Origin of the sequence: Paenibacillus apis (assembly GCF_018333295.1) — a bacterium.
GTDB classification, from domain to species: Bacteria; Bacillota; Bacilli; order Paenibacillales; family Paenibacillaceae; genus Fontibacillus; species Fontibacillus antibioticophila.
The window spans coordinates 215,258-240,777 of record NZ_BORS01000008.1 but is presented as its reverse complement, the minus strand read 5'-3'; the positions used below and the strand labels follow the sequence as shown (position 1 = coordinate 240,777).

Sequence of the window (25,520 nt, the reverse complement as noted above, 5' to 3'; positions counted from 1 at the left end):
AACAGCGATCGTAAGAACACTTCACTCGTTGCCTCCAATGCAGAATCATTAGTTCAATTTGCATAGAATTAAGGTTGACAGGGCAGATGGTGATCTCTATAATCGTATTAGTAATCATTACGATTAATTGCTTGAGAGATAAAAGGAGAGAACCAATATGCGTAAAAGGCATTATATACAAGGAAGTGCAAGCACACTGATACTGGGATTAGCGATGCTGCTTCTGCTGGCAGGATGCGGGAAGGGTCAAGCTAATGGAATTGCGGAAGGCAAGGTGAATGTTGTCACGAGCTTCTATCCGATCTACGAATTTGCTAAGGCAATCGGAGGAGAGGAGGCTAACGTCATTAATCTGCTCCCAACCGGCGTTGAACCGCATGATTGGACTCCGCGGAGTCAGGACATTTTAAATACATCGAAAGCGCAGCTGTTTTTCTATAATGGTGCCGGTCTTGAAGGCTGGGTACCGAATTTTCTCAAGGGCTTGGGCAATGACAGTACAGTGAAGACGGTCGAGGTGTCTCAAGGGATCGAGCTGATCTATACCGACGAGGATGACGGCCATGGGCACGGAGAGGCTGCTGAAGAGGAACATGATGAGGATCACGGGCACGAAGCGGGTAATGAAGAGCATGACCATGACCATGCTGCTACCCATATTGATCCGCATACCTGGGTTAGTCCCAAATCGGCAAAGATTATGGCAGAGAATATGAAGAACAGCTTCATTGAAGCGGATCCTGCTCATCAAGCGAACTATGAGGCCAGATATAAGGAATTGACTGAGAAGCTGGATGCGCTGGATGCCAAATTCACTTCGGAGCTGGAAGGCATGTCCAAGAAGGAAATTGTTGTATCCCATCAGGCGTTCGGCTACCTATGCCGTGATTATGGCCTGACGCAGCATGCGATTATGGGATTGTCTCCGGATGCCGAGCCGCGCGGACAGGATCTGGTCAAGCTGTCGAAGCTGGTGAAGGAAGAGGGTATCCAATACATTTTCTTTGAAGAACTGGTATCCGATCGCCTCGCAAAGACACTGGCGTCTGAAGCAGGAGTAGAGACTATGGTGCTGAATCCGGTGGAAGGCTTGACGAAGGAGCAGGAGAAGGCCGGGGACAACTATTTCACATTAATGGAAAAGAACTTGCAAAATCTCAAGCTCGCTCTACAATAAAGGATGGGATTTTCAGCAGGAAGGATGGGACCTTTATGACATCCCTTACCAGAGTTACAGGAGAAGCATGTCATCAACATATTATTGAATTGAATCAGGTTTCGTTCGCTTATCAGGACCAGCAGGTCATTTCAGGATTGAACCTGGTTGTCAAGGAACGAGACTTCGTCGGGATCATCGGCTCCAATGGCGCAGGAAAGACCACGCTACTGAAGATGATTGTTGGTCTGCTTCGGCCGACCCATGGGGAGATCATGCTGTTCGGGCAGCCGGTACGGAGCTTTCGGGATTGGGAGCGGATCGGCTATGTGCCGCAGAAGAACGCTTTTAATCCGCTCTTTCCGGCTACAGTACAGGAAGTAGTTCTGTCTGGATTGTATAGCAACAAGAAGATTTTTAAGAGAGTCCATCAGGAGGACCGGCGCAAGCTGGCTGAGGCGATGGAAGTCATGCATATCAGTGATCTGGCGAGTAAACGAATCGGGCAATTATCCGGCGGACAGCAGCAGCGTGTATTTCTGGCCCGTGCGTTGATCAATCAGCCGGATTTGCTCATTCTGGATGAGCCTACGGTTGGTATTGATGCGCAGACCCAGGCGGATTTCTTTGATTTGATCTTCCATATGCATGCCCATCATCAGATGACCTTCCTGATGGTCTCCCATGATATCGAGATGATCGAGGGCAAGCTGGGAAAAGAACCCCGAGATACTTACGGAGGCATTAAATTTTATGCCCGTCATTCGCACGAGCAGGACTGTGTGATTCCCGGACTGCAGCATTCGATTCTCTAAACCGGTATTAGGAGATGTGACTATTGGAGATTATTACTGCGGATTTCTTTCAACGCGCACTGGCAGGAGGTCTGCTGATCGGGTTAACGGCACCCCTGATCGGCATTTTTCTTGTATTGCGCCGCTTGTCTATGATTGGCGATACTTTGGCTCATGTTACGATAGCGGGGGTTGCTCTGGGATTTTTGACCGGCGTATATCCGATCGGGATGGGCATTATATTCGCCGTGTTCGCCTCCTTTGCCATCGAGAAGCTCCGCAAGGCATATAAAGGCTATGCAGAGTTGTCGATTGCAGTGATCATGGCTGGCGGAGTAGCGTTAGCTTCATTGTTCTTTACGCTCGGGATGGGTTACAATAATGATGTAGTCGGTTATTTGTTCGGGAGTATTTATACCCTGGATATGACGGATCTGTATGTTGTTGGAGCGGTTACGGTTCTGGTTGCCGTCACAGTCTTCATATTCTTTAAAGAATTGTTCCTGTTGTCCTTCGAGGAGGACGCGGCAGCGGTCAGCGGACTTCCGGTCAAGCTGTTGAATATGATCATCACGGTTATGACCGCCCTGGTGATCAGTACAGCGATCAAGATTGTCGGTGCGTTGCTGGTGTCCGCACTTCTGACGATTCCGGCGGCATGCAGTCTTATTATCGCCAGAAGCTTCAAGCAGTCGGTGGTATTCTCTGTTATTATCGCTGAGATTGCGGTCGTTGCCGGGCTTGTTATTGCCGGAGTCTGGAACCTTGCTCCTGGCGCTACGATTGTATTACTGCTGATTGCTATGCTGATTCTTACCTTGGTCGGCAAGCGAGGATTCACTACCTGATGCAAAAATAGAGTCGCGGAGGTTCACATGGCTGACATCAATATCATGGTTGCCTTTGGAGCCGGGGTAGCGTCCTTTATCTCCCCCTGCTGCTTGCCATTATATCCTTCTTATCTGTCTTATATTACCGGAATGTCCGTCCAGACGCTGAAGACCGAGCAGCACAAAAGGGAAGTGCGCTTCCGCACGATGACCCATACGCTGGCCTTTATTCTTGGTTTCTCGGTGGTGTTCTACACGCTTGGCTTTGGAGCAGGACTCTTCGGGGAGTTGTTCAATAACTACCGGACCTTGATCCGCCAATTATCGGCTATTCTAATTATATTAATGGGTCTATTTTTACTTGGAATCTTTCAACCGGGATTTTTACTTAGGGAACGCAAGCTGAATCTGAAGTTCAAGCCTTCAGGATACATAAGCTCTTTTGTGTTCGGTATTGGATTTTCGGCAGGCTGGTCTCCGTGCGTAGGGCCGATTCTCGCCGCCATTATAGCGCTTGCTGCAAGTGAACCAGGGGCTTGGTTAGGCTTGATTACCGCTTATTCTGCAGGCTTCGCGCTCCCTTTTTTCGTGCTGGCGTTTTTTATCGGCTCCACTAAATGGATTTTGAAATATTCCGGCTTGATCATGAAAATTGGCGGGGCTCTCATGCTGCTGATGGGTGTTCTTCTCTTTACGAATAAGATGGCCCAAATCACGATCTGGCTGCAGCAGATTACGCCGGAGTGGCTGAAATTCTAACTTCGTGAGCGGGTTAACTTGCCAACAGACGAGCCTAACATGTATCATTAACTAGTAAGACTTGGTACAGAATGCGGTTCATTTTGGATATGAGTTCCGCGAAAGCTCAGAGAAAAGAGGTTTTCAGTATATGCCAACGCCCAGTATGGAAGATTATTTGGAGCGTATTTACAAATTGATTGATGAGAAGGGCTATGCCCGGGTTTCCGATATCGCTGAAGGGCTGGAGGTTCATCCCTCATCGGTCACCAAGATGATCCAGAAGCTGGACAAGGATGAATATCTCATCTATGAAAAATACAGAGGTCTTGTTCTAACTAATAAAGGGAAGAAGATCGGAAAACGCCTTGTAGACCGCCATGATTTATTGGAAGAATTCCTTGAACTGATCGGCGTAGATCAGGACAATATCTATAAGGACGTGGAAGGAATCGAGCACCATCTGAGCTGGGACTCCATTACTTGCATTGCTTCTCTGGTAGAGTACTTCAAGCGCGATGAAGCCCGGGTTACAGAATTAAGGAGTGTCAGCCAGGAACTGCTTGGCGATGCCTGAGGTAAATGAAATAAAGAGCAATTCCCCGCGATGCGGGGTTTTATTTTGCCCATTTTCCGCAACTCTTTACCCGTGAATGTCGTTTACATTGACATAGGGCAGTTTGTCTAATCTACACAATGGAGGTAACTGATGAAATTTTTACGAGCATGGATGATTCCTCTGCTGATTCTGATGCTGATCTGGCCAGGCGGCAGTGCCAAGGCCGAGAGCGGGGATCAAATTACTATTTTCCTGGATGGAAGCATTTTGCAGAGTGATACTCCTCCATACGTCAAGGCTAAAGAAAATGTAACGATGGTCCCGCTTCGAATTATCAGCGAAAGTCTGGGCGCTCATGTCACCTGGTCTTCCACGGCGAAGAGCGCGACAATCCAAAAGGAAGAACACGAATTAATTCTTGTCATGGGAGGCAACACCGCCCGGGTGGATGGCAATGACATTGCCCTGGACGTATCTGTGGAGAATATCAATGGAAGGACCATGGTTCCGCTCCGGTTTGTGAGCGAGCAGCTCGGATTAAGTGTCATTTGGAATTCCGCTGCAAAGACCATCACCCTTACCACGGAGTCTTCAAATGGAGACGCGGTCGTCTTGCCGCCGCAGCCAGGAAGCGGTGCTGGAACGGTTACTTCACCCTCGGCGGATCAGGAGATGAGAGGAGTATGGATATCCTCCGTTTCAAATCTGGACTGGCCAAGTAAAGCATCATACGGGCAGATCGAAAAGCAGAAGCAGGAATACATCCAGCTGCTGGACGAGGTAGAAGCCATGGGCATCAATGCGGTATTCGTTCAGGTAAGGCCGGCTGCGGACAGTCTATATCCATCCAAGCTGGTGCCGTGGAGTACTTATCTGACAGGTGCTGCAGGGAAGGATCCAGGCTATGATCCGCTTGCGTTCATGATTGAAGAGACTCACCGCAGAGGGATACAGTTCCATGCATGGTTTAACCCGTTCCGGGCGAGCACCGGAAGTGATGCAAGCAAGCTGCCGGCCAATCATGTGGCGAATGCCCACAAGGACTGGATCGTTACATTCGGCGGGAAAATGTACATCAATCCTGGTATTCCAGAGGCCCGTTCCCATATCATCGAGGCCATAATGGAGGTTGTCAACGGCTATGATATCGATGGTGTGCATCTGGATGACTACTTCTATCCAACCGGAGAAACAACGAAGTCCCAGTTTAACGATGATGCGACCTTCAAGCTGTACAACCCGAACAAGATAAGTAATAAAGGCGATTGGCGGCGAAGCAACATTAATGCATTCGTTCAGGAACTGGGGGAAGCCATTCATCAGGCCAAGCCCGATGCGGCTTACGGCATCAGCCCGTTTGGCGTCTGGCGGAATAAAAGCAGTGATCTGACCGGATCGGATACGAAGGCAGGCATTACAGCCTATGACAGCACCTATGCCGATGTCCGCGCATGGATCAAGCATGAATGGATTGACTATGTCGTACCGCAGGTTTACTGGAGCATGTCCAGGCAGGAGGTTCGCTATGACATCTTGGCTGACTGGTGGGCGAATGAAGTAAGAGGAACCCAGGTCAAGCTGTATATCGGTCACGCTCCTTATAAGCTGGCCACGCCGGAGATCGGATGGGACAGTGCAGGAGAGATTATTTCTCAACTGGAATATAACCGCAGCAACTCCGGAATCTCAGGCAGTATTTTCTTTAGTGCGAAGGACTTGAGAAGAAACCCTCTTGGAATTATTCAACGGCTAACAGACTATTACCGCACTCATTAGTTTTCAGCATATATACAACCTCCGTCAACATACATAAGCATTAGACTTGTGTATGGGGATGGGGGTTTTTTATGCAGATTAATGGAGTATTCCAAGGCGGCGGGGTAAAGGGAATCTCGCTGGCCGGTGCGGTTCGTGCGGCTGAAAAATACGGTGCGGAATTTCATCAGGTCGCAGGCACCTCGTCCGGTTCCATCATTGCGGCCATGATTGCTGCGGGCTATAGGGCGGAGGAGATGAAGGAGCTAATCATTGCCACTTCCTTTGCCAGCTTTCTGAAAAGATCGCCTATCTTTAATTTGGCGCTGATCGGGCCTGCCATTCGGGTGATGCTAAAGAAGGGGCTCTATTCCGGAGAAGCACTTGAACATTGGGTTAGGCAACTTCTCCAGCAAAAGGGGGTTCGCACATTCGCCGATTTGCCTAAAGGCAAGCTCAAGGTTATTGCTTCGGATATTACAAGCGGCAAAATTCTTGTACTGCCTGATGACCTGGCCAAATTGGGGATTCGGCCGGAGTCGTTTGAAGTGGCTCGAGCTATCCGTATGAGCTGCAGCATCCCCTACTTTTTCGATCCGGTGCTGCTTCGGCTGCCGTCGAGTATAAGCAAAAGAAAGAGGTTCTCGGACCAGTTCCTGCATATCGTTGACGGCGGATTGCTAAGCAACTTGCCATTGTGGATATTTGATCGCTCCGTTTCCGGGTCTCGAAAAAAAATGATTCCAACAGTCGGCTTTCAAATGGTCGGAAAGAACTCTGATAAACCGCATATCATTCAGGGGCCGTTCTCTATGCTGCAAGCCTTAGTAGAGACCATGCTCTCCGCACACGATGAGCGATACATCGAACAGTCCAATCGATATCGTACCATCAAAATCCCTACGCTCGGCATATCCACCACACAATTTGACCTCAGTCGTGAAGAAAGCCTGCTGCTTTATGAATCCGGTGTAAGATCCGGAGACCGCTTCTTCGAAGACTGGAGTGTCCAGTACTACGAGGAGCAGTTCATAAAGTATCAGCAGGCTCTTAAGATTTAGTATGAAGAAGCTGGTCTGACTTGATCGATTAATGATACTTTGGCACATCATCATCTGATTTCTTGCCTTTATTCCCTTCGATGACTTGAAAAGGGTACGACTTCCGCTTCTTGGAAGCAGAGGTATTTCCCCGCTTGGCCTGAGCAACCTTGGCCATCGTTCTGGCCGATGGCTTGATGTTGGGGCTTCGCTTCCGCGCTTTGCCGGGAGGAAACCTGTAGAGGAAGAAGATGACCGCTATCAGAATGATCGGAATAAGAAAATCCATAAGCCGGATCTGACGACCGTACCCAAACAGTCCAGCTAAAATGCCAATCACGGACAGGATGCCTAAAATCCATAATAGAAGGGACTGTTTTTTCATGTCATTATCATCCTTTCACAGGATCAAGTGAAGAAGGGGCAGAAACGTTATCGACCAGTGTTCCCTGTTTCTCGACGATGGCATCCAGTTCACGCATCCGATTGAATGAAGCGATGGAGACCTCTACTTGATCATCGTGGGGCTCCTTGGTTGTAAGCAGTTGAAGCCAAAGCCCGGGGTAACCCAGAATACGCAGAACCGGAATATCTCTTACCGCATTCGTTAACCGGAGCAATTCAAAGGAAATTCCGATGACTAGCGGGAGCAGCAGCAACCGGATGTAAACCCGTTCCCACAAGGAATCCCAACTGAATATCGGCAGCGAGTAAAGGATAATGCCGACGATGACGGTTAAAATGATAAAGCTGCTGCCGCAACGGTAGTGAAGTCGGCTATATTTTTGCACATTGGCAGGGGTCAATTCTTCACCGGCCTCATAGGCGCTGATCACTTTGTGCTCTGCGCCGTGATACTGAAACAAGCGCTTGATAATCGGCGTCTGGGACATGATCCACAGGTAGACAAGCAAGAAGATAACCTTGATAAGCCCTTCAACAAGACTATGCAGTGATTGGCTGCCAAATGCATTCTGGAATAGATACTGTTCTACAATGGCAGGAACCAGCGTGAAGATCAGCTTGCCAAAAATAAAGGACAAGACACCTACGGCAGCGACTCCGATAATCATGGATAACGACCATCCGGATTGCTCCTTCTCCTTCTGTCTGGCACGTTCCTCAGGTTCAAGCTCGTCATCGGCCATCGCCTCGGCCGAGTAGTTCAGATGCTTGGATCCTTTCGCACTGGAATCAATAATACTGACAATCCCCCGCAAAAAAGGAATCTTACGCAAATTTTTCACCCATGGCTTATCCTGTTTCGGTACTTCGAGAAATGTAATTTCACCGTTCTTGCGGCGCACAGCCGTAACATTCACGTGCTTGCCGCCGAACATAACGCCCTCCATGACGGCTTGACCGCCATATATATTAGGTACAGATTGCTCTGACAATAAATTCACCTTCCTAGGAGTGTTGGTTTTCATAGAATAATTACATTGTAACGAACTTTACGGTCAAATTCTAGTTTGATTAGTCTTTTTCGATTTGCGCATACTAGCAATGAATGATACGACTTGCAAGGAAAGGGCGATCGCACTATGAAGAACCCGAAAAAAAGGAAGAGCAAGAGGACGAATCTGTTGGGCTTTTCGATTATGATCGGCTTTTTTGCCGGATTGATCTGGGGAGGGGTCAAAGGACTGTTTTATTATTTGAGATTCACCACCGTGATACCAGGCTTTCTGGTGGAGCCGTTCTTCAAGCACAGCTTCTTGAATACCCAGCCAGGATACTATGTGGGATGGCTGTCGTTCATCCTATTTTCCATTGTGGCGACCCTCGTTTACACACTGGCTTTTCGAAAGCTGAGAGGACCTTTTCCAGGGCTAGTATATGGGATTGTATGGTGGATGCTAATCTTTGTTGTGATCGGTCCGTTGGCGCAGATTACGGCGCCGGAGTCTCAGTTGTCCTTTGATACGCTGTTCAGCGAATTCTGTCTCTATTTATTGTGGGGATTATTTATCGGGTATTCTACGGCAGAGGAATTTACTGACGAAAGAAATCGCGAGCCGGAGCGGGCCTTGGAGTAGACAAAGTGCTTCTCAATTCTCTTGTTTCTATGGTAAAATAACTTTTGGTTATTTTTACTGTTGATGTTCAATCAGCCGGTTCCCAGCCCATTGAACAACTTCTTAAAAGGGAAGGGTGAGCAGTATGATCCGCATCCTGGTGTTAAATGGTCCAAATTTGAATATGCTTGGGGTGCGAGAGCCTGCAATATACGGCTCAGTGGGACTCGGAGCGATTGAGGACAGGCTGCAAAAGTTGGCCGAGGCTGAAGGCATTGAGCTTCAGCTATTCCAATCCAATCATGAGGGTTATTTAATTGATAAGATTCATGAGGCATATGGAGCCTGTGACGGCATTCTGATCAACCCTGGCGCATTGACTCATTATAGCTATGCGTTGAGAGATGCACTCACAACGGTAGCGATACCGACCGTCGAGGTGCACCTGTCTAATATCCATGCCCGTGAGAGCTTCCGCCACCATTCGGTCATCGCACCGATTGCAGTTGGGCAGATTGCGGGATTCGGAGCTTATGGATATGAGATGGGGATGATGGCTTTACTTCAACATCTGAAAGCTAATAGATAAGGGAGAGTTCTGACATGGCGAATACACGGGTTGCCGGGCTTCGCGAAGCAATGAAGCAGCAGCAAATTGAAGCCGTCTGGATTACTGATGACGTGAACCGCCGCTATTTGACGGGTTTTACCGGATCATCGGGTTATGTATTAATCACAGTTGATCATGCATATCTGCTTACCGATTTCCGCTATATGACGCAGGCATCTGAGCAGGCAAAGGATTTTGTGATTGTGGAGCATGGACCTTCTGTAAATGAAAATTTGAAGCAGTTGCTTCAAGAAGCAGGAATCAACCGTCTGGGCTTTGAAGAAGATCACACGGTATTCTCTACCTACCGCAAATATGAAAGCGATCTGAAGTCTTGCGAGCTTGTGCCTGTTAAGGGAATGGTTGAAGGCTTGCGGATGTTCAAGGACAGCGGTGAGCTGGAGCTCATGAAGGAAGCTGCCGATTTAGCGGACAAGACGTTCCTGCATATGCTGGAATTGCTTAAGCCGGGAGTATCCGAATGGGATATGGCCTTGGAGCTGGAGACGTTCATGCGTAAGCATGGCGCATCCGGTACGGCCTTTGAGACCATTATGGCCTCCGGTGAGCGTTCTGCAATGCCGCATGGGGTTGCCAGCAGCAGAATTATGCAGAATAACGAATTTGTCACAATGGACTTCGGAGCATTGTTGAATGGTTATTGCTCGGATATTACGCGTACCGTATTTCTTGGAGAGCCTACAGCCAAGCATCGGGAAATTTATGATATCGTGCTGGAAGCGCAAATGCATACACTGGAGCACCTGAAGCCCGGAATGACCGGCCGCGAAGGAGATGCTCTGGCCCGCGATATTATTGTCCGGTACGGTTATGGAGAGCTGTTCGGACATTCCACTGGGCATGGCCTGGGGATGTATGTGCATGAAGAGCCAAGATTGTCCAAGCTGAGCGATACGGTCCTTCAGCCTGGAATGGTAGTAACCGTAGAGCCTGGCATCTATATTCCTGGGTTCGGCGGTGTCCGGATTGAGGATGATGTTGTAATTACCGATACAGGTGTACGCCGCCTGACTGGATCGACCAAGGACTTTATCACCCTGTAATACGGTCTCTCGCGCATGTACGGCTTAAAATTTGGGTAATTCTAAAATTAATATAACAATTTTTTATGTAAGGTGAACTCATGCAATCTGCATCATAGTTCACTTTATAACCCCTGAGGAGGTTCTTTTGTGATTTCAGTAAACGATTTTAAAACAGGATTAACCGTTGAAGTGGAAGGCGATATTTATACCGTTCTTGATTTTCAACACGTAAAACCGGGTAAAGGTGCTGCATTTGTTCGTTCCAAATTGAAAAACCTCCGCAATGGCAACACGGTGGAAAAAACGTTCCGTGCGGGCGAGACTATCGGCCGCGCATTGATCGAAAACCGCGATGTGCAATATTTGTACGCCAGCGGTCAAGAGCACGCATTCATGGACAACGAAACCTATGACCAGTTCACTTTGACGGAAGAACAGCTGAAATGGGAGCTTAACTTCTTGAAAGAAAATATGAACGTTAAGATTGTCAGCTACCAAGGCGAAATCCTTGGTATCAACCTGCCTAACAGCGTTGAACTGCGCGTAGTTGAGACTGAGCCGGGGATTAAAGGGAATACGGCTACTGGCGCTACGAAGAATGCAAAGGTAGAGACCGGTTTGAATGTTCAGGTTCCGCTCTTCATTAATGAAGATGATGTTCTGCTGATTGATACCCGCGAAGGTAAATACATTTCCCGCGCGTAGGCTTATGATTGGCAGCAATATACCAGCAGGTGGGGCGTCCCAACAGACTTGTTCTGGCGGGAGGCCCTGTTTGTGTTAGGGGCTTACTCAGTCGGCCGTATGTGTACTTGCAGGGAAGTGAGTAACAGCGGAATAAAGTTAAAACATTGGAGGGCGATTTAGATGGTCAACGTGTGAAGAGTTGCTACGATCGCTGTTGTTCGCGGATTTCTTCAATTGGACTAAGTTCTGACAAGGGAGAAATCCGCTCACAAAGGCGAACGCTCCGCTCAATGCTTCCGAAGTAGCTTTCTTGCAGAAAGCTTTTACCTTCACACTTTTGCCCTGGCTACTTCGCCTTTGCAGTTCAACTTCGAGGCGCAGTTTGCACGTGCCTGCGCTCACATGTCGCATTACAGTAAGCTGGTCACCTGTGGCATGCAGCAGGGTACTCCGCGAGCCAATAACTTCCTCCCAACTCACCTTGCTGGCAGGCACGCCTTAGGCTGCACACATGAATGGGAGCCTGCGCGATTCACTTTACGCATAGCCAATGGAACATTGAATGCCTGGAGTTGCGCCCAGTCGCACGTTGCTACGGCCTTGTGCGAAACGCGGAATTTCGTTATCCTACTAGGTGTTCCAGTCCCAGTCTTGATCCAAGCTTTACTCATCCCGCTTATTAAGCTTCATTCTGGCACGCTCCAGTGAAATTTCTTACCTTAAATTCTTCATTCGGCGCTCAAACCCAATTTTAGTGAAAAAACTTGCCTTAGATTGCCAGTAACTAGCCAAATCCACGTTTTAGTCAACTTTAAGTACAAAAATTTCACTATATCCGCATTTCCACCATTTCGCCTAAATTTAGAGTAACTTTTTTCACTACATGCCTGTATTTGCATGTGATCGATCAACGGCCCTAACTACTTCGCCTCTGCAGTTTAACTACAATGCAGTTTGCACATGGATGTGCCGTAGCTGCAGAGCAATTTGCACTTGCTGTGCAGCAAGCAGGTACTGCCCGCAAGCCTACGACCGCCTATAGCAGCTTGTATGGATCTTAGCGCAAGCCTTGGGCAAAGCGCTTGCACAGCAACTAGCGCGATCCGCTTTTTGCGCGAACGCAGTGTATAACGCCCGCGCGCTTGGGTTGCACTTCGCCACGCGTGCGGGCGGGATGGCGATGAAACAAGTGCCGGATAGCAATTAAGTTGCACTCGCGATACTTCGGCCTTGTACCGAACCCCGCCTAGTCCCGCCATTGTTCACTAGCATTCCAGTCTTGCTTCGAACTTCACTCATCCTACCTAATCAGCCTCATTCCATACTTCACACGTTGCCCCAGCAACGCAGAATCATTGGTTGGTTTTATATATTGGCTGTTACTGCGCTCTTGCAGTCAACTGCAACGAATGAGCGCTGACATTAATATCCAAACGGCTTCTTTTTTTGCAGATGGACTGAAAAGCATTGACGAATCGCAGGGCATTCGTATTATACTGGTTTAAAGCGTTACCGATAGAAAATTAGGATATGGATTAGGATTGAGTACATGAGGAGGGTCCAACTTGGCTTTATATGTCATGAAATTCGGGGGGAGCTCCGTTGGAGATACGGAGCGGATGCAGCGCGTAGCCCGTCGTGTAGCGGAGAAGCAGGATGAAGGCCACCAGGTCATTGTGGTTGTATCGGCTATGGGCGATACGACGGATGATCTGATCGATCAGGCCAAGCTGCTGAGTCCGGAACCGCCGACTCGGGAAATGGATATGCTGATGACCACCGGGGAGCAGATTTCAATTGCGTTGTTATCGATCGCGATTCATCAGCTTGGCAAGAAGGCGACTTCCTTCACCGGCTGGCAGGCAGGCTTTAGAACAGAGGCGGTACACGGGAAGGCGAGAATTATCGACATTCAGCCGTCAAGAGTGCTCGAGGCACTTAAGGAGGGGAATATCGTAGTCGTTGCAGGCTTCCAGGGGATGACGGATGACGGGGAGATTACGACATTTGGCCGCGGCGGTTCTGACACGACAGCTGTAGCGCTTGCAGCTGCTACTTCAGCAGATGTATGCGAGATTTATACGGATGTGGATGGTATCTATTCAACGGATCCGAGAATCGTCAAGAATGCGCGCAAGCTGAATGAAATTTCCTATGACGAGATGCTGGAGCTGGCGAATCTGGGTGCTGCGGTACTGCATCCTCGCGCCGTTGAATATGCAAAGCATAATCAAGTGCGGCTTGTTGTCCGGTCCAGCTTTAATCATAATGAGGGAACAGTCGTGAAGGAGGATGCTCATATGGAGCAAGGAGTAGTAGTCAGCGGGATCGCTTATGATAAAAATGTGGCGCGGATCAGCATTGTAGGCGTCGAGCACGTTCCGGGCGTTCTGGCCAAGGTGTTCGGCTCACTGGCCGAGGCCAAGATCGATGTGGACATTATCGTGCAAAGCGGCGACCAGGAAGACAAGGCGGATTTCAGCTTCACGGTAGCATTGTCCGATCGGGAGAACGCGCTGAAAGTGATTGAAGGTCTTTCAGAAGAGGTTCCGTTCCGCGAGGTGACTTCGGAGGACGGCCTGGTTAAGGTGTCCATCGTCGGTGCCGGTATGGTCAGTCACCCTGGGGTCGCGGCTCAAATGTTCGATGTCATCTCGAAGCAAGGCGTAAATATTGAAATGGTCAGCACTTCCGAGATTAAAGTCTCCTGCGTGATTGCGGGCGGCAAGCTGAATGAAGTCGTGCAGGCGCTGCATACAGCTTATGGGCTGGATACTGATAACCAAGCATTTGTTGGAGGACCGAAGGATCGCCGTTAATCCTTTCCTTGAATAGAATTGCAATTTTAATAGGGGCAGTCTCAATAGATCAGAGATCTAAGGAGACTGCCCCTATTTCTTTTTTCTAAATTAAGATGTTTCCGCATATGAATCAGAGAGAATGAATGGACAAGGGAGGGCAATATGCTTGATAAATTCGTAACCGGAATGGCTTCGCTGCGGATCGTATCAGGTAGCATCGAGATCGTTGCGGCGATTCTGATGCTGAAGCTGGGGCGGGTAGATAAGGCGCTCGCCGTTAATTCAGCATTGGCTTTTGTCGGGCCAAGCGTTCTCCTCATTACCACCGCGATCGGGCTTGCCGGAATGGCAGATAAACTATCTTGGGGCAAAATGCTCTGGATTGGTCTGGGAGTGAGTTGTCTCTTAATCGGCATTTTAAAGAAATGATAGATTTGGCGTCATAAAGACGAAGTACAGGCATAGATATGATGTATAAGACACCGAAATGATGAAGCTGAATAGGATTTGCAAGTAAGAAGTTTTGGGGGGACGCCTATGGATCAAAGCTGGCTGTCCGTATTTCCCGACACCCTCCGTCGATTATTGGCCAAGCTACCGGAATCGCTGTTTGCTGAACTAGAGGAAATACGTATCAGAGAAGGCAGGCCGTTCGAAGTGAATGCTGGGGGCCGACACCAATTTTTAACGCCCGATGGAGAGATGACCAGCGTTCCCTCGCGAGCCTATCATCCTGACAAGCAGGATACCGGCAGACTTCTGGATCTGTTGACGAATCACTCCTTATACACCATGGAGGAGGAACTGCGGAAGGGCTTTATCACGCTTCCGGGGGGTCATCGGGTTGGGCTTTCGGGAAGAACGGTTCTGGCAGGCGGGCGTGTGGAGCATTTACGGGACATAAGCGGATTCAATATCCGGCTGGCAAGAGAATTGAAGGGAATTGGCGACCCGTTGCTCCCCTACTTGCTTGATTTCCGTCATCAAACTGTACTGCATACCTTGATCCTTTCTCCCCCGCAGCAGGGCAAGACGACCCTGGTTCGCGATCTTGTCCGTTTGATTAGCGGGGGCTCCTGGAGGCATCCCGAAGCGAGATGGCCCGGGAAGAAGGTGGCTGTCATTGATGAACGATCCGAAATTGCCGGGAGCAAGTTCGGGGTGCCCAGCTTTGATCTGGGGCCGCGCACGGATGTCATGGATGGGTGTCCTAAATCGGAAGGCATGATGATGATGATCCGATCCATGTCTCCCGAGGTACTCGTAGTGGACGAGATTGGCCGCCCGGAGGACGCGGAGGCACTGACAGAAGCCCTGCATGCCGGTGTGCGTGTCATTGCAACAGCACATGGAACAGATGTAGAGGATTTGGAGTCGCGCCCGGTGCTGTCGAAGCTGATTGGAGCCTCTTTTTTTCAAAGGTACATTGTCCTGTATCGAAGAGAGAACCAGCTTCTATTCTCCGTCCGTGATGAACAAAGAAGAAGGATTCTGGGGATAGAAGAGAAGGAGGGAAGGCAGCGTGCTTAAATTGCTCGGAGCGGCATTGATCATATCCGCTGCCACGGCAGCCGGTTGGTTCCAGGCAAAGCAATATGCGAACCGCCCAGTTCAGATTCGGAAGCTGATCCTTGCCCTGAGAAGATTGCAAACCGAGATTCAATATGGCTATACACCGCTTCCCGAAGCGCTGTTACGGGTCGGTGAGCAGAGCGGCGATCCGATTCGGCCGATCTTTGCAAGCGCCGCCTCCCAAATGAACGCTCCATTTAACTATACAGCCAAGGACAGTCTGCAGCGCGCGCTTGACCAAGAATGGAAGGGGACAGCGATGAAGACAGCGGAGAAGGACATCATGAGCCAACTCAGTCATACTCTGGGAACAAGCGACAGACAGGATCAGTTCGGACATCTTGCGACAGCCGTCCGTCAACTGGAGAATGAGGAAATCGTCGCCCGCGAGGAGCAAGGAAGCTATGAAAAAATGTTCAAAAGCCTGGGACTGTTATTTGGAGCATTCATTGTCATTATTCTGTATTGAAGCTAATTCATTCACTCCTGTCATCGCCTGTGAAAATGATCGTGAGGTGCCAAGTCAATGAACTTAGAAGTGAACGCAATATTTCAAATCGCAGGCATTGGAATTATCATCGCCATGATCCATACGGTATTGAAGCAGATGGGCAAAGAGGATATGGCCCACTGGGTGACCCTGATCGGCTTTGTGGTCGTACTGTTTATGGTCATCCGCTTGCTGGACAGCCTCTTCCAGGAAATCAAATCGATCTTTCTTTTCCAGTAGGTGAGCGCAGGTGGAAATGATTCAGATAGTCGGGCTGGGACTTGTCGCCACGGTGTTGATTCTGGTCATCAAAGAGCAGAAGCCGTTATTCGCTTTTTTGATCGGGGCGAGCACCGGGATTTACATTTTCATGCTCCTCATTGGGAAAATAGGCGGCGTCATCGAGGTTCTGGAGCAGCTGGCAGAATCCTCGGGGGTTCAGATGATCTACTTGAAGACAATTCTGAAAATCATTGGGATTGCCTATATTGCGGAGTTTGGCGCACAGATCGTGAAGGACGCCGGACAGGAGAGCATTGCCTCCAAGATTGAACTGGCCGGCAAGGTCATGATCATGGTACTGGCCATTCCGATCATCAGTGTGATTATTGAGACGGTAATCAAGCTGCTGCCGACATAAGTGAGGAAAGAGATATGAGATCAATAGAAAACGGGTGGCGCCTTCGAACATGGCTGATTATATGCCTGGGGCTGATGCTCTTCAGCCTTCCGCTTCCGGCATCCGCCGAGGATCCGGCCGACAATTGGATACAGCGTCAGACAGAAGAGCTGCCGACAGATCAGGTTGAAGCCTATTGGCAGAATTTGATAAAGGAATATGGCGGATTTTTCCCGGATGGAGAGATGCCCTCCTTCATGGATCTGCTTTTATCGAATGATCAGGGGCTTTCATTTCATGCCGTACTGTCCGGTCTCGTGAAATACATGTGGCAGGAAGTCTTGTACAACGGACAAATTCTGGTCACGATTGTCCTCCTATCCGTATTCAGTATGATCCTGGAAACCTTGCAGACTGCCTTTGAAAGAAAGCAGGTCAGTAAGATCGCCTACTCCATCTGCTATATGGTCATTCTGGTGCTGGCGATTAACAGCTTCCATGTCGCCATATCCTACGCGACTCAGGCGATCACCGGCATGATTGACTTTATGATGGCGATGGTCCCGCTGCTCTTCACCTTGCTTGCATCGATGGGGAATATCGCAACCGTCTCTGTCGCTCATCCGCTGGTAGTATTCATGGTTCACACGGTAGGAAATGTCGTTCACATGGTCGTGTTCCCGCTCCTGTTCTTCTCGGCTGTTCTGCACATTGTCAGTTCTCTGTCGGAGACCTATAAGCTGACCCAGCTAGCCAATTTGTTAAGAATAATGGCGATGGCGCTGCTGGGAATTCTGCTAACCGTATTCCTTGGCGTGATTTCGGTAAGAGGGATCGCCGGATCCGTGGCGGATGGAGTCACCCTGAGAACAGCAAAATACTTAACCGGGAACTTCATTCCAGTAGTAGGCAAGGTATTCGCAGATGCAACGGACACGGTAATCTCGGCTTCCTTACTAGTCAAAAATTCAATCGGTCTCGTCGGAGTCATTATTCTGTTATTCCTGTGTGCTTTTCCGGCGATAAAAATTTTGATGCTCGCACTCATCTATAACCTGTCAGCAGCCGTTATGCAGCCGCTCGGCAGTTCACCTATTATTACGACACTGGACACGATCGGCAAGAGCATGATCTATGTATTCGCAGCACTGGCAGCAGTCGGAATGATGTTCTTCCTGGCCATCACCATCCTGCTGACGGCAGGAAATGTAACGGTCATGATGCGGTGACACTGAATAGAAGCTGTAGGCGGTGATCAATGACATGAGCATGCTAGGTGAATGGTTGAAGGAAATTATTATTATCGTGCTATTCGCAGTCTTCATAGATTTACTCCTGCCTAATCGAGCGATGGAGCGCTATGTCAAGTTTGTCGTCAGCCTGCTCATTCTGCTGACCCTTCTCTCGCCGGTTATGCGCATCCTGTCCGGCAGCGAGCCTGAGAAGATGATTGCTGCAGCCTTTGATCAGGTTAGCGGAAATGTCGGAGGAGGAACGGAGGTTGAGACCGAGAGCATATTGAAGCAGGGGGAGCTCCTCCGCAAGAAGCAGGAAGCAGAAGCCCTCCAGTTGGCCGGAGATCAGGCGGCGGTACAGATGAAGCAGCAGATCGAGCTGGAAACCGGGCAGCCCGTGGAAAGGGTAATGGTGATTTTGGCCCGCGAGGATCCGAGTGCGGAAGCTAAAGGTCAGGGTTCTACGCAGCAGGCGGCTGAAGGCACTTTATATATAGAAAAGGTTGAGGTAGTCATGAAAGTCACGGAGCAGGCCGCATCCGAGTCCTCTGACAAGTCCATCAAGGTCCGGAAGGTGGATGTCTCTCTGCCGGATAAGATCGGCAGGAAGACGGAGGATACCCTGGCGGTATCCGGTGTGTCTTATGGTGATGCGGAGTCACCCGCGAATTCAACTGAAACGGCAAAGCTCACAGAATCGATTCAGAGCCTGATGGTGAGGGAATGGGGAATCTCAGCCGATGCAGTAACAGTTATAGCAGGGGTACAAGAAGGACGCTAAGGAGGTGAAGCACATGCTGAAATGGTTGAAGAAGCTGGAGCAATGGCTGGGCAAGGGAACAGAGGGCAAGAAGAAAATGCAAACCTATCGCCTGCTGCTGATTATCGGTCTGCTCGGACTGGCGCTCATGCTGATCAATTCGTTCATTAATGTAAAGCATGTGGAGCCCGACGGGGCAGGGAGAGAGCCGCCGGTCATGCAAGAGTTAACCTCGGGCAACCTGCTTCAGGAGGATGGCGAGGGAGATGGACCATTTGCCAAGATTGAGGCGTCGCTCGAGAGCAAGACCAAGGAGATTTTGGAGAAGATTGTCGGTGTCGGCGATGTGGATGTGTTGGTTACTGTGGAATCCACCGAGGAGGTTATCGTCCAGCGCAACATGAGAGACACCCAGGAGATGACGGAAGAAGTTGACGCTGACGGAGGGACCCGCAATATTACGCAGTATTCCCGAGACGGTGAAATCGTCACTTATGATGCCTCCGGAAATGAACAGCCGATCGTAACGAAGAAGATCAAGCCGAAGGTGCGCGGGGTGCTGATCGTTGCCAGAGGAGCGGAGAACAACATTGTCAAGGGCCTCATTGTGGATGCCGTTGAGAAGGGGTTGAATGTCCCGGCCTATCGGATCTCGGTAGTCCCGCGCAAGCAGTCCCAATAGAAGTTTAAACTTATATCCCAAATTAAAATTCAGGAGGAATTGTACATGAAATCAAAAAGACAAACAGTTTGGCTCGTATCCATGCTTAGCCTGATGGTTGTATTGTCTGCGTACTATTTGTTTACGGAGGACGGTCCTAAGACGAAGCAGGTGACCGAGGGGCAGCAGGTAACGTCGATGGACCAAGATAAAGTCCCGGATACCGCCATGGGCGATGAACTGCTGGACGGCAATGATGTAATCCTGAATGAGGTTACGACACAAGACGGGCAGGATGCGGTTGTAGTGGACGAGGAGGCATCAGGGGATGGCGCTGTGCTGCCGGACCCAGATACGAGCGAGGATAAGCAACCGACAGGTGCGGCGGATTCGGGTGAAGACCCTGCAGACACGGCTTCGGGAAATACCGAGCCCAAGCAAGGCGTGAGCGATGAAGATGTACTGAAGCAGTTGGAGGCTCAAGGAGTATCGGCCTCCGATACCCTCACAGCATATCAATTCCAGCGTTCAGAGGAGAACTCCCGCAAGACGGATGAATTGATAAAGAAGATTAACGAGGATCCTTCGCTGGATCAAGCAGTAATGGCACAAGCCGAATTGAATGCACTGGAGGAAAAGGAAGAAAAGATTTTTAACATAGAAGAGCAGCTGCTGCAGAAATACGCCAATGCGGTAGTAACAGAAAATGACGACGATAGCTACAAAATCGTCGTAGTCAGTGAAAAGCTTGAAGCGAAAGAAGCAGTCAGCATCATGGATTTGGTGATCAAGGAGCTGGGCGTAACCCAGGATAAAGTGCAGGTTCAATACGTAACTCAATAATCAAACAGCCTGACAGAAAGGCGAGAGAGTCCGAGGAAATCTTGGGCTCTTTCCATTTCATTCTATTGTGATATAATACATAAAGTTACGACGAAGGATACAATTTTAGATTTTTCGATACGTCCTAGAATGAGTGTTCAAAAAGTCAACTTTTTGGATCGCCTCTATAAGTTCGAAGAAGCTGAAGGAGTGATAGTGATTTATGTTCAATTTAAATGAAATTAAAGAACTGATTGAATTAGTGGATAAGACCTCGATACATGAACTCGAGCTTGAAAATGAAGGCTACAAGCTGGCGATCCGCAAGCCGGGCAAACCGGAGGCCATCCAAGCACAGCTCCCTATTGTGCAGACTGCACCGATGAGTATGGCGCCCGCTCCGGGATTGTCCGCTCAGGCTGCAGTGGAATCTTCCGCGCCAGCTGCCCCGGCGGCAGAGCCTGATGCAGGGCTACATAAGATTCTCTCCCCGATGGTGGGTACCTTCTATCGCGCATCCTCTCCGGATGCAAATGCATTCGTCAATATCGGAGACAAGGTCGGGCCGAAGACGACGGTATGTATTATTGAAGCCATGAAGCTGATGAACGAGCTTGAAGCAGAAGTCAAAGGCGAGATTAAAGAGATTCTAGTCGAAAACGGACAATTGGTTGAATTCGGACAGCCTCTCTTTCTGGTGAAGCCGGAGTAATCGGAAGGGCCGCGTTACGAGTATAGGCGGCAAGCTTTCAAGGAGGATGGAATGAAGTGAAATTTCAAAAAATATTGATTGCCAACCGTGGCGAGATTGCGGTTCGTATTATCCGCGCTTGCCGGGAGCTTGGTATTTCCACAGTAGCGGTATATTCGGAAGCGGACAAGGATTCGCTGCACGTCCGGCTTGCAGACGAGGCCTATTGCATCGGCCCAACCTTAGCTCGCGACAGTTACCTTAATTTTACAAATCTGATGAGTGTGGCAACCTTGACGGATTGCGATGCCATTCATCCGGGCTACGGCTTTCTTGCTGAGAATGCGGATTTCGCCGAGATTTGCGGATCCTGCAATATTACATTTATCGGACCGTCACCGGAAGCGATTACGAAGATGGGAGATAAGGCGGTAGCCAAGCAGACGATGAAGGCGGCAAACGTGCCCGTTATTCCAGGCTCGGACGGCTTGATCGATGATCTGGACCAGGCGGTGGCCGTTGCCCGTGAAATTGGCTATCCGGTTATCATTAAGGCGACTGCCGGCGGCGGCGGCAAGGGCATCCGTATCGCTGAGGATGAAGAGTCACTGATTAAACAGATTACTACAGCTCAGCAGGAAGCCCAAAAGGCCTTCGGCAATGCCGGAGTCTATCTGGAGAAATTCCTGACGGGCATGAAGCATGTTGAGATCCAGGTTATCGCCGACAAGCATGGAAATGCGGCGTATTTGGGTGAGCGGGACTGCTCGGTGCAGCGCCGCCGTCAGAAGCTGGTAGAGGAAGCGCCTTGTCCGGTTCTCTCGCCGGAGAAACGTAAGGAAATGGGCGAAGCAGCTGTTCGGGCCGCCCTGGCTGTTCAGTATTCGGGAGCGGGTACGCTGGAATTTTTGCTTGGTCCGGACGGGCAGTTCTATTTCATGGAGATGAATACCCGAATTCAAGTGGAGCATCCTGTTACTGAAATGGTTACCGGAATTGATTTGATTCAAGAAATGATATCTGTAGCAGAAGGCAATCCGCTCTCCTTTACTCAGGATGAGGTTGTGCTCAATGGCTGGTCTATCGAGTGCCGCATAAATGCAGAGGACCCTTCGCGCAATTTTATGCCTTCACCCGGGAAAATCGGGTTCTACCTGCCGCCGGGCGGTCCTGGCGTTCGTGTAGACAGCGGCGCATATCCTGGCTATACGATCTCTCCGCATTATGACTCCATGATTGCGAAGCTGATTGTCTGGGGGAAAACCCGTGAAGAGGCGATCTCCAAGATGAAGCGCGCCTTGGCTGAATTCGCAATCGAAGGCATTCATACGACAATTCCTTTCCATCAGAAGCTGCTGGAGCATCCTGTATTCCTTAAGGGAGATTTTGATATTAAATTTCTGGAAGAATATGAGGTTTAACAGCAGGTGCATGGTTTGTCATAATGCAACTGAAATGATATAGTAATTATAATAAGTGCGCTTTCTCGGGATCCGGGAGGCGTCATGCTTATTGAGAGGTGGATGATAGAATGAGCTCTTTACCAACCGAATTTGAACGGACTGAAATTGGAGAAATTCAGATCGCACCCGAGGTCATCGAAGTGATTGCCGGGCTTGCTACCGTAGAGGTAAGAGGCGTTGCCGGCATGAGCGGCGGCTTTGCGGGAGGGATCGTAGAACTGCTTGGCAGAAAGAATCTTTCCAAGGGCGTTAAAGTGGAGGTTGGACAGCGTGAAGCCGCTGTCGACGTTTCTGTCATTGTGGAATACGGGAACCGTCTTCCGGAGGTAGCTACGGAGATTCAACGCAATGTAAAGCGTTCGATTGAGACGATGACCGGTCTGAATGTCGTGGAAGTTAATGTACATATCCATGACGTTATTTTTAAGACTGCGGAAAAGAATGAAGAAATCGAACTGAGTAACCGGGTTAAGTAATCCGGACTAAACCCCCGACCGATGCGTCAGGGGTTTGCTATAGTTTGAGCATATTTGTAGATGTTAGGAGGCTATACTCGTCGTGGCTAAAATATTGGACAGACTCCTGCTGTTTGTGTACAGCATTAGCGTCGGAATACTATCCGTTCTTGCCATTCTTCTGCTTACGGAGACCGTTGACCTGAACCTGAGCAGACAGCAGGAGCGAGGCCTGATTATCAGCTTGATCATCATATCCGCGGCCCTGTTTCTGTTAAGCATCCGTTTCTTCTATATTTCGATCCGCCGTGATCGTCATGCGCTTACGTCGATTGACCAGAGAACGGAGTATGGCGATATTCAGATTTCCACAGATACGATTGAGAACCTGTCCTACAAAGCAGCCAGCCGTGTTCGTGGAATTCGGGAAGTGAAGACCCGCATTCGCATCACGGATGCCGGACTTGAGATTATGATTCGTGCTGTTGTTGACGGCGATTCATCCATACCGTCCTTGACCGAGGAGGTCCAGAAGCAGGTTCACGACCATGTGCAGGAGATTACGGGAATACCTGTTTCTTATGTATCGGTGTATATTGCCAACCTTGTTCAATCGCCTGTGATGAAAAGCCGGGTTGAATAGGGGGCGTTGCAGGTGTTCTGGAAGCAGTTATGGGAGACTCACCGGGGACGCGTCCTCGGTTTGGCGGCCGCCGTATTTTTATGCCCGATTTACTTGTTTTTCGGATTTTGGAACATGCTATTCTGTGCGCTCTTGCTGTTCATCGGCTATACCTTCGGCAAGTATAAGGATCTGGATCAGGGTCCTATCGTACCCTGGAGCGAATTGAAGAACTGGCTCGTATCGCGCTGGCGTCCTTTTAAATGATTCCTGTGATATGCTTTCTCCGAAAAGAGCAGCCTTTTTATTTTGCCATTTTGTGGAGTTAGTGTATTGCAGGTTTTTTTTGTCCGAAGGAGCAGGGTAATATAATTGTAGTGCGACCAATTATAAGTTGAACTAAAAAAACTACGTAGAGAGGGCATAAGTGTGAAGTGTTAAAAGCTTTCTGTAAGAAAGCTACTTCGAAAGCATAAAGCGTAGCGTTCGCCTTTGTGAGTGGATTTCTAACTTATCATGGCTTAGTTCAATTAGAGAAATCCGCGAACAACAGCGATCGTAAGCACACTTCACACGTTGCCCCCAGAACGTAAACTCATTAGTTCAACTTATTAAAGTAATAATAATTGCAGGACCAATATCAAGGAGGAACCCATGAAACGTAGATTGGGAAGAGAAATTGCAGTACAAAGCTTATATCATATGGAGATGAATGAAGTCGAAGCCGATCAGGCGGTCACCATGCTGCTCAGCGAAGCGGTTGGAGAGAATGAAGGCGAGGTCAAGCCCGCTGATCTGGAGGGAGACAAGAGCTTCGTATTGGAGCTTGTGAACGGAACCTGGGGGCACAAGGAGACGATTGATGTGCTGCTTGCAGATTATTTGAAGGGCTGGCAAATCAGCCGTCTGTCCAAGGTCGATCGTCAGGTGCTCAGAGTGGCGGCATACGAGATGATTTTGCGCGATGATGTTCCTGGCAAGGTCGTTGTTAATGAAGCGATTGAGCTGGCGAAGCATTTCGGCACCGTGGAATCCGGCAAGTTCGTCAACGGGGTGCTGGGAAAGATGATCCAGGATGTTGAGCAACTGAAGGCGCGTTTAAATAGTGGAAGTTCATCTATATAGGTTGAACTAAAGAAGCTACGTAGAGAGTCCCCAAGCGTATAATCATTAGTTCAACTTATATAACTTAAAATATTGAGCATGTTGAGGGAGAGGATTAGTGTGTCAGCACCGGTAATTAACGGCAAGCAAGTATCGGAGGAAATCCGCGGAGGGCTCCGTGGAGAAGTGGAACGTTTGGCGAAGCAGGGGATCACGCCGGGGCTGGCGGTTGTCCTGGTAGGCGAAGACCCGGCATCCCAGGTCTATGTACGCAATAAGGAGAAGGCATGCCAGGATCTTGGCTACTACTCGGAGGTGCACCGGCTTCCGGCAAGCACAACGGAAAAGGAATTGCTGGCATTGGTGGGCAAGCTGAACCGTCAGACTAACATTCACGGCATCCTTGTGCAATTGCCGCTTCCGAAGCATATCAATGAGAAGGCGATTATCGATGCCATTTCGGTGGAGAAGGATGTGGATGGATTCCATCCGGTCAATGTCGGAAATCTCGTAATTGGAGACGACAGCTTGCTTCCTTGTACTCCGGCAGGCGTCATTGAGTTGATTAAGCGTACAGGAATTGAAATGGCCGGCAAGCATGCTGTGGTCATCGGCCGCAGCAATATCGTGGGCAAGCCGGTATCGCTGCTGCTTCAGCGTGAGCATGCCACCGTAACGATGTGTCATTCCCGTACCGCTAACATGAAGGAGCTGACCGCGCAAGCAGATATTCTTGTTGTGGCGATCGGAAAAGCCAACTTTGTTGACGCTTCTTATGTTAAGCCCGGTGCGGTTGTAATTGACGTCGGCATGAACCGGCTTGACAACGGCAAGCTGGCCGGAGATGTGGATTATGAGAGCGTCAAGGAAGTTTCGGGACCTATTACCCCGGTTCCTGGCGGCGTCGGCCCGATGACCATTACTATGCTGATGCAGAATACATTGATTGCGGCCAAGAGGCTGAACGGATTGGCATAAAAAACCGAAGGCAG

General features: G+C 49.4%; 30 protein-coding genes. 28 read left to right on the top strand and 2 right to left on the bottom strand.

What is annotated here, in order from left to right; all coding sequences use genetic code 11:
* Window positions 1-157: 157 nt before the first annotated feature.
* From KI362_RS13720 to KI362_RS13690, 7 genes are all read left to right on the top strand, one after another.
* Entirely contained in the window at window positions 158-1,177 is a 1,020-nt protein-coding gene (locus tag KI362_RS13720; RefSeq protein ID WP_301627748.1) for a metal ABC transporter substrate-binding protein, read from the top strand.
* A 35-nt stretch (window positions 1,178-1,212) separates the two neighbouring features.
* Window positions 1,213-1,971 (top strand): metal ABC transporter ATP-binding protein, encoded by a 759-nt coding sequence (locus tag KI362_RS13715; RefSeq protein WP_301627746.1) that lies wholly within the window; start codon window positions 1,213-1,215, stop codon window positions 1,969-1,971.
* 23 nt (window positions 1,972-1,994) lie between these two features.
* Complete coding sequence (locus KI362_RS13710) at window positions 1,995-2,798, top strand: metal ABC transporter permease (protein ID WP_301627745.1); 804 nt, start codon at window positions 1,995-1,997, stop codon at window positions 2,796-2,798.
* A 27-nt stretch (window positions 2,799-2,825) separates the two neighbouring features.
* Window positions 2,826-3,539, top strand: a complete 714-nt coding sequence (locus KI362_RS13705) for a cytochrome c biogenesis CcdA family protein (RefSeq protein WP_301627744.1) — start codon at window positions 2,826-2,828, stop codon at window positions 3,537-3,539.
* A 130-nt stretch (window positions 3,540-3,669) separates the two neighbouring features.
* Window positions 3,670-4,095, top strand: coding sequence for a transcriptional regulator MntR (gene mntR, locus KI362_RS13700; RefSeq protein WP_044479137.1), 426 nt, complete (start codon window positions 3,670-3,672; stop codon window positions 4,093-4,095).
* 132 nt (window positions 4,096-4,227) lie between these two features.
* Entirely contained in the window at window positions 4,228-5,853 is a 1,626-nt protein-coding gene (locus tag KI362_RS13695; RefSeq protein WP_301627742.1) for a family 10 glycosylhydrolase, read from the top strand.
* A 71-nt stretch (window positions 5,854-5,924) separates the two neighbouring features.
* Window positions 5,925-6,893: a patatin-like phospholipase family protein gene (locus KI362_RS13690; protein WP_301627741.1), complete on the top strand. Its 969-nt coding sequence runs from the start codon at window positions 5,925-5,927 to the stop codon at window positions 6,891-6,893.
* A gap of 28 nt (window positions 6,894-6,921) precedes the next feature.
* Here the strand turns inward: KI362_RS13690 and KI362_RS13685 are convergent, their stop codons facing one another.
* Together KI362_RS13685 and KI362_RS13680 are read right to left on the bottom strand one after the other, a co-directional pair.
* On the bottom strand, window positions 6,922-7,257 hold the full coding sequence (locus tag KI362_RS13685) for a hypothetical protein (protein ID WP_301627739.1): 336 nt from the start codon (window positions 7,255-7,257) through the stop codon (window positions 6,922-6,924).
* Window positions 7,258-7,264: 7 nt separating this feature from the next.
* A complete protein-coding gene (locus KI362_RS13680; RefSeq protein ID WP_044479134.1) occupies window positions 7,265-8,269 on the bottom strand; it encodes a DUF1385 domain-containing protein in 1,005 nt (334 codons plus the stop codon).
* 147 nt (window positions 8,270-8,416) lie between these two features.
* On the opposite strand from KI362_RS13680, the gene KI362_RS13675 reads away from it, so the two are divergent.
* The 21 genes from KI362_RS13675 to folD all read left to right on the top strand — a co-directional run bounded on the left by KI362_RS13675 (window position 8,417) and on the right by folD (window position 25,506).
* Window positions 8,417-8,911 carry a YqhR family membrane protein gene (locus KI362_RS13675; protein WP_301627738.1) on the top strand — a complete coding sequence of 165 codons (495 nt, stop codon included), beginning with the start codon at window positions 8,417-8,419 and terminating at the stop codon, window positions 8,909-8,911.
* Between the two features lie 124 nt (window positions 8,912-9,035).
* On the top strand, window positions 9,036-9,479 hold the full coding sequence (aroQ, locus tag KI362_RS13670) for a type II 3-dehydroquinate dehydratase (RefSeq protein ID WP_301627736.1): 444 nt from the start codon (window positions 9,036-9,038) through the stop codon (window positions 9,477-9,479).
* A 14-nt stretch (window positions 9,480-9,493) separates the two neighbouring features.
* Window positions 9,494-10,564, top strand: a complete 1,071-nt coding sequence (locus tag KI362_RS13665) for a M24 family metallopeptidase (RefSeq protein WP_301627734.1) — start codon at window positions 9,494-9,496, stop codon at window positions 10,562-10,564.
* A gap of 129 nt (window positions 10,565-10,693) precedes the next feature.
* Window positions 10,694-11,251 (top strand): elongation factor P, encoded by a 558-nt coding sequence (gene efp, locus KI362_RS13660; RefSeq protein WP_044479130.1) that lies wholly within the window; start codon window positions 10,694-10,696, stop codon window positions 11,249-11,251.
* Between the two features lie 1,547 nt (window positions 11,252-12,798).
* The gene (locus KI362_RS13655) at window positions 12,799-14,052 is read left to right on the top strand and encodes an aspartate kinase (RefSeq protein WP_044479129.1); all 1,254 of its coding nucleotides are present in this window, start codon (window positions 12,799-12,801) and stop codon (window positions 14,050-14,052) included.
* A gap of 144 nt (window positions 14,053-14,196) precedes the next feature.
* Window positions 14,197-14,463: a YqhV family protein gene (locus tag KI362_RS13650; RefSeq protein ID WP_044479128.1), complete on the top strand. Its 267-nt coding sequence runs from the start codon at window positions 14,197-14,199 to the stop codon at window positions 14,461-14,463.
* Between the two features lie 108 nt (window positions 14,464-14,571).
* Window positions 14,572-15,564, top strand: a complete 993-nt coding sequence (gene spoIIIAA / locus KI362_RS13645) for a stage III sporulation protein AA (protein WP_044479127.1) — start codon at window positions 14,572-14,574, stop codon at window positions 15,562-15,564.
* Entirely contained in the window at window positions 15,557-16,075 is a 519-nt protein-coding gene (gene spoIIIAB, locus KI362_RS13640) for a stage III sporulation protein SpoIIIAB (protein WP_044479126.1), read from the top strand. The genes spoIIIAA and spoIIIAB overlap by 8 nt, the downstream gene beginning before the upstream one ends.
* Before the next feature lie 57 nt (window positions 16,076-16,132).
* On the top strand, window positions 16,133-16,336 hold the full coding sequence (gene spoIIIAC, locus KI362_RS13635) for a stage III sporulation protein AC (protein WP_044479125.1): 204 nt from the start codon (window positions 16,133-16,135) through the stop codon (window positions 16,334-16,336).
* A 10-nt stretch (window positions 16,337-16,346) separates the two neighbouring features.
* The gene (gene spoIIIAD, locus KI362_RS13630; protein WP_301627727.1) at window positions 16,347-16,736 is read left to right on the top strand and encodes a stage III sporulation protein AD; all 390 of its coding nucleotides are present in this window, start codon (window positions 16,347-16,349) and stop codon (window positions 16,734-16,736) included.
* Window positions 16,737-16,750: 14 nt separating this feature from the next.
* Window positions 16,751-17,944, top strand: a complete 1,194-nt coding sequence (spoIIIAE, locus tag KI362_RS13625) for a stage III sporulation protein AE (protein ID WP_301627725.1) — start codon at window positions 16,751-16,753, stop codon at window positions 17,942-17,944.
* A 34-nt stretch (window positions 17,945-17,978) separates the two neighbouring features.
* A complete protein-coding gene (gene spoIIIAF, locus KI362_RS13620) occupies window positions 17,979-18,731 on the top strand; it encodes a stage III sporulation protein AF (RefSeq protein ID WP_301627723.1) in 753 nt (250 codons plus the stop codon).
* A 13-nt stretch (window positions 18,732-18,744) separates the two neighbouring features.
* Window positions 18,745-19,392, top strand: a complete 648-nt coding sequence (gene spoIIIAG / locus KI362_RS13615; RefSeq protein WP_044479121.1) for a stage III sporulation protein AG — start codon at window positions 18,745-18,747, stop codon at window positions 19,390-19,392.
* A gap of 45 nt (window positions 19,393-19,437) precedes the next feature.
* On the top strand, window positions 19,438-20,214 hold the full coding sequence (locus KI362_RS13610) for a SpoIIIAH-like family protein (RefSeq protein ID WP_301627719.1): 777 nt from the start codon (window positions 19,438-19,440) through the stop codon (window positions 20,212-20,214).
* A 202-nt stretch (window positions 20,215-20,416) separates the two neighbouring features.
* Complete coding sequence (gene accB / locus KI362_RS13605) at window positions 20,417-20,905, top strand: acetyl-CoA carboxylase biotin carboxyl carrier protein (RefSeq protein ID WP_044479119.1); 489 nt, start codon at window positions 20,417-20,419, stop codon at window positions 20,903-20,905.
* Window positions 20,906-20,961: 56 nt separating this feature from the next.
* A complete protein-coding gene (gene accC, locus KI362_RS13600; RefSeq protein ID WP_044479118.1) occupies window positions 20,962-22,305 on the top strand; it encodes an acetyl-CoA carboxylase biotin carboxylase subunit in 1,344 nt (447 codons plus the stop codon).
* A 110-nt stretch (window positions 22,306-22,415) separates the two neighbouring features.
* Window positions 22,416-22,823: an Asp23/Gls24 family envelope stress response protein gene (locus tag KI362_RS13595; RefSeq protein WP_044479117.1), complete on the top strand. Its 408-nt coding sequence runs from the start codon at window positions 22,416-22,418 to the stop codon at window positions 22,821-22,823.
* Window positions 22,824-22,905: 82 nt separating this feature from the next.
* Entirely contained in the window at window positions 22,906-23,445 is a 540-nt protein-coding gene (amaP, locus tag KI362_RS13590; RefSeq protein ID WP_044479116.1) for an alkaline shock response membrane anchor protein AmaP, read from the top strand.
* 12 nt (window positions 23,446-23,457) lie between these two features.
* A complete protein-coding gene (locus tag KI362_RS13585; protein ID WP_044479115.1) occupies window positions 23,458-23,691 on the top strand; it encodes a DUF2273 domain-containing protein in 234 nt (77 codons plus the stop codon).
* Window positions 23,692-24,078: 387 nt separating this feature from the next.
* Window positions 24,079-24,549, top strand: coding sequence for a transcription antitermination factor NusB (nusB, locus tag KI362_RS13580; protein ID WP_301627715.1), 471 nt, complete (start codon window positions 24,079-24,081; stop codon window positions 24,547-24,549).
* A 99-nt stretch (window positions 24,550-24,648) separates the two neighbouring features.
* Entirely contained in the window at window positions 24,649-25,506 is an 858-nt protein-coding gene (folD, locus tag KI362_RS13575; RefSeq protein ID WP_301627714.1) for a bifunctional methylenetetrahydrofolate dehydrogenase/methenyltetrahydrofolate cyclohydrolase FolD, read from the top strand.
* Window positions 25,507-25,520 lie beyond the last annotated feature (14 nt).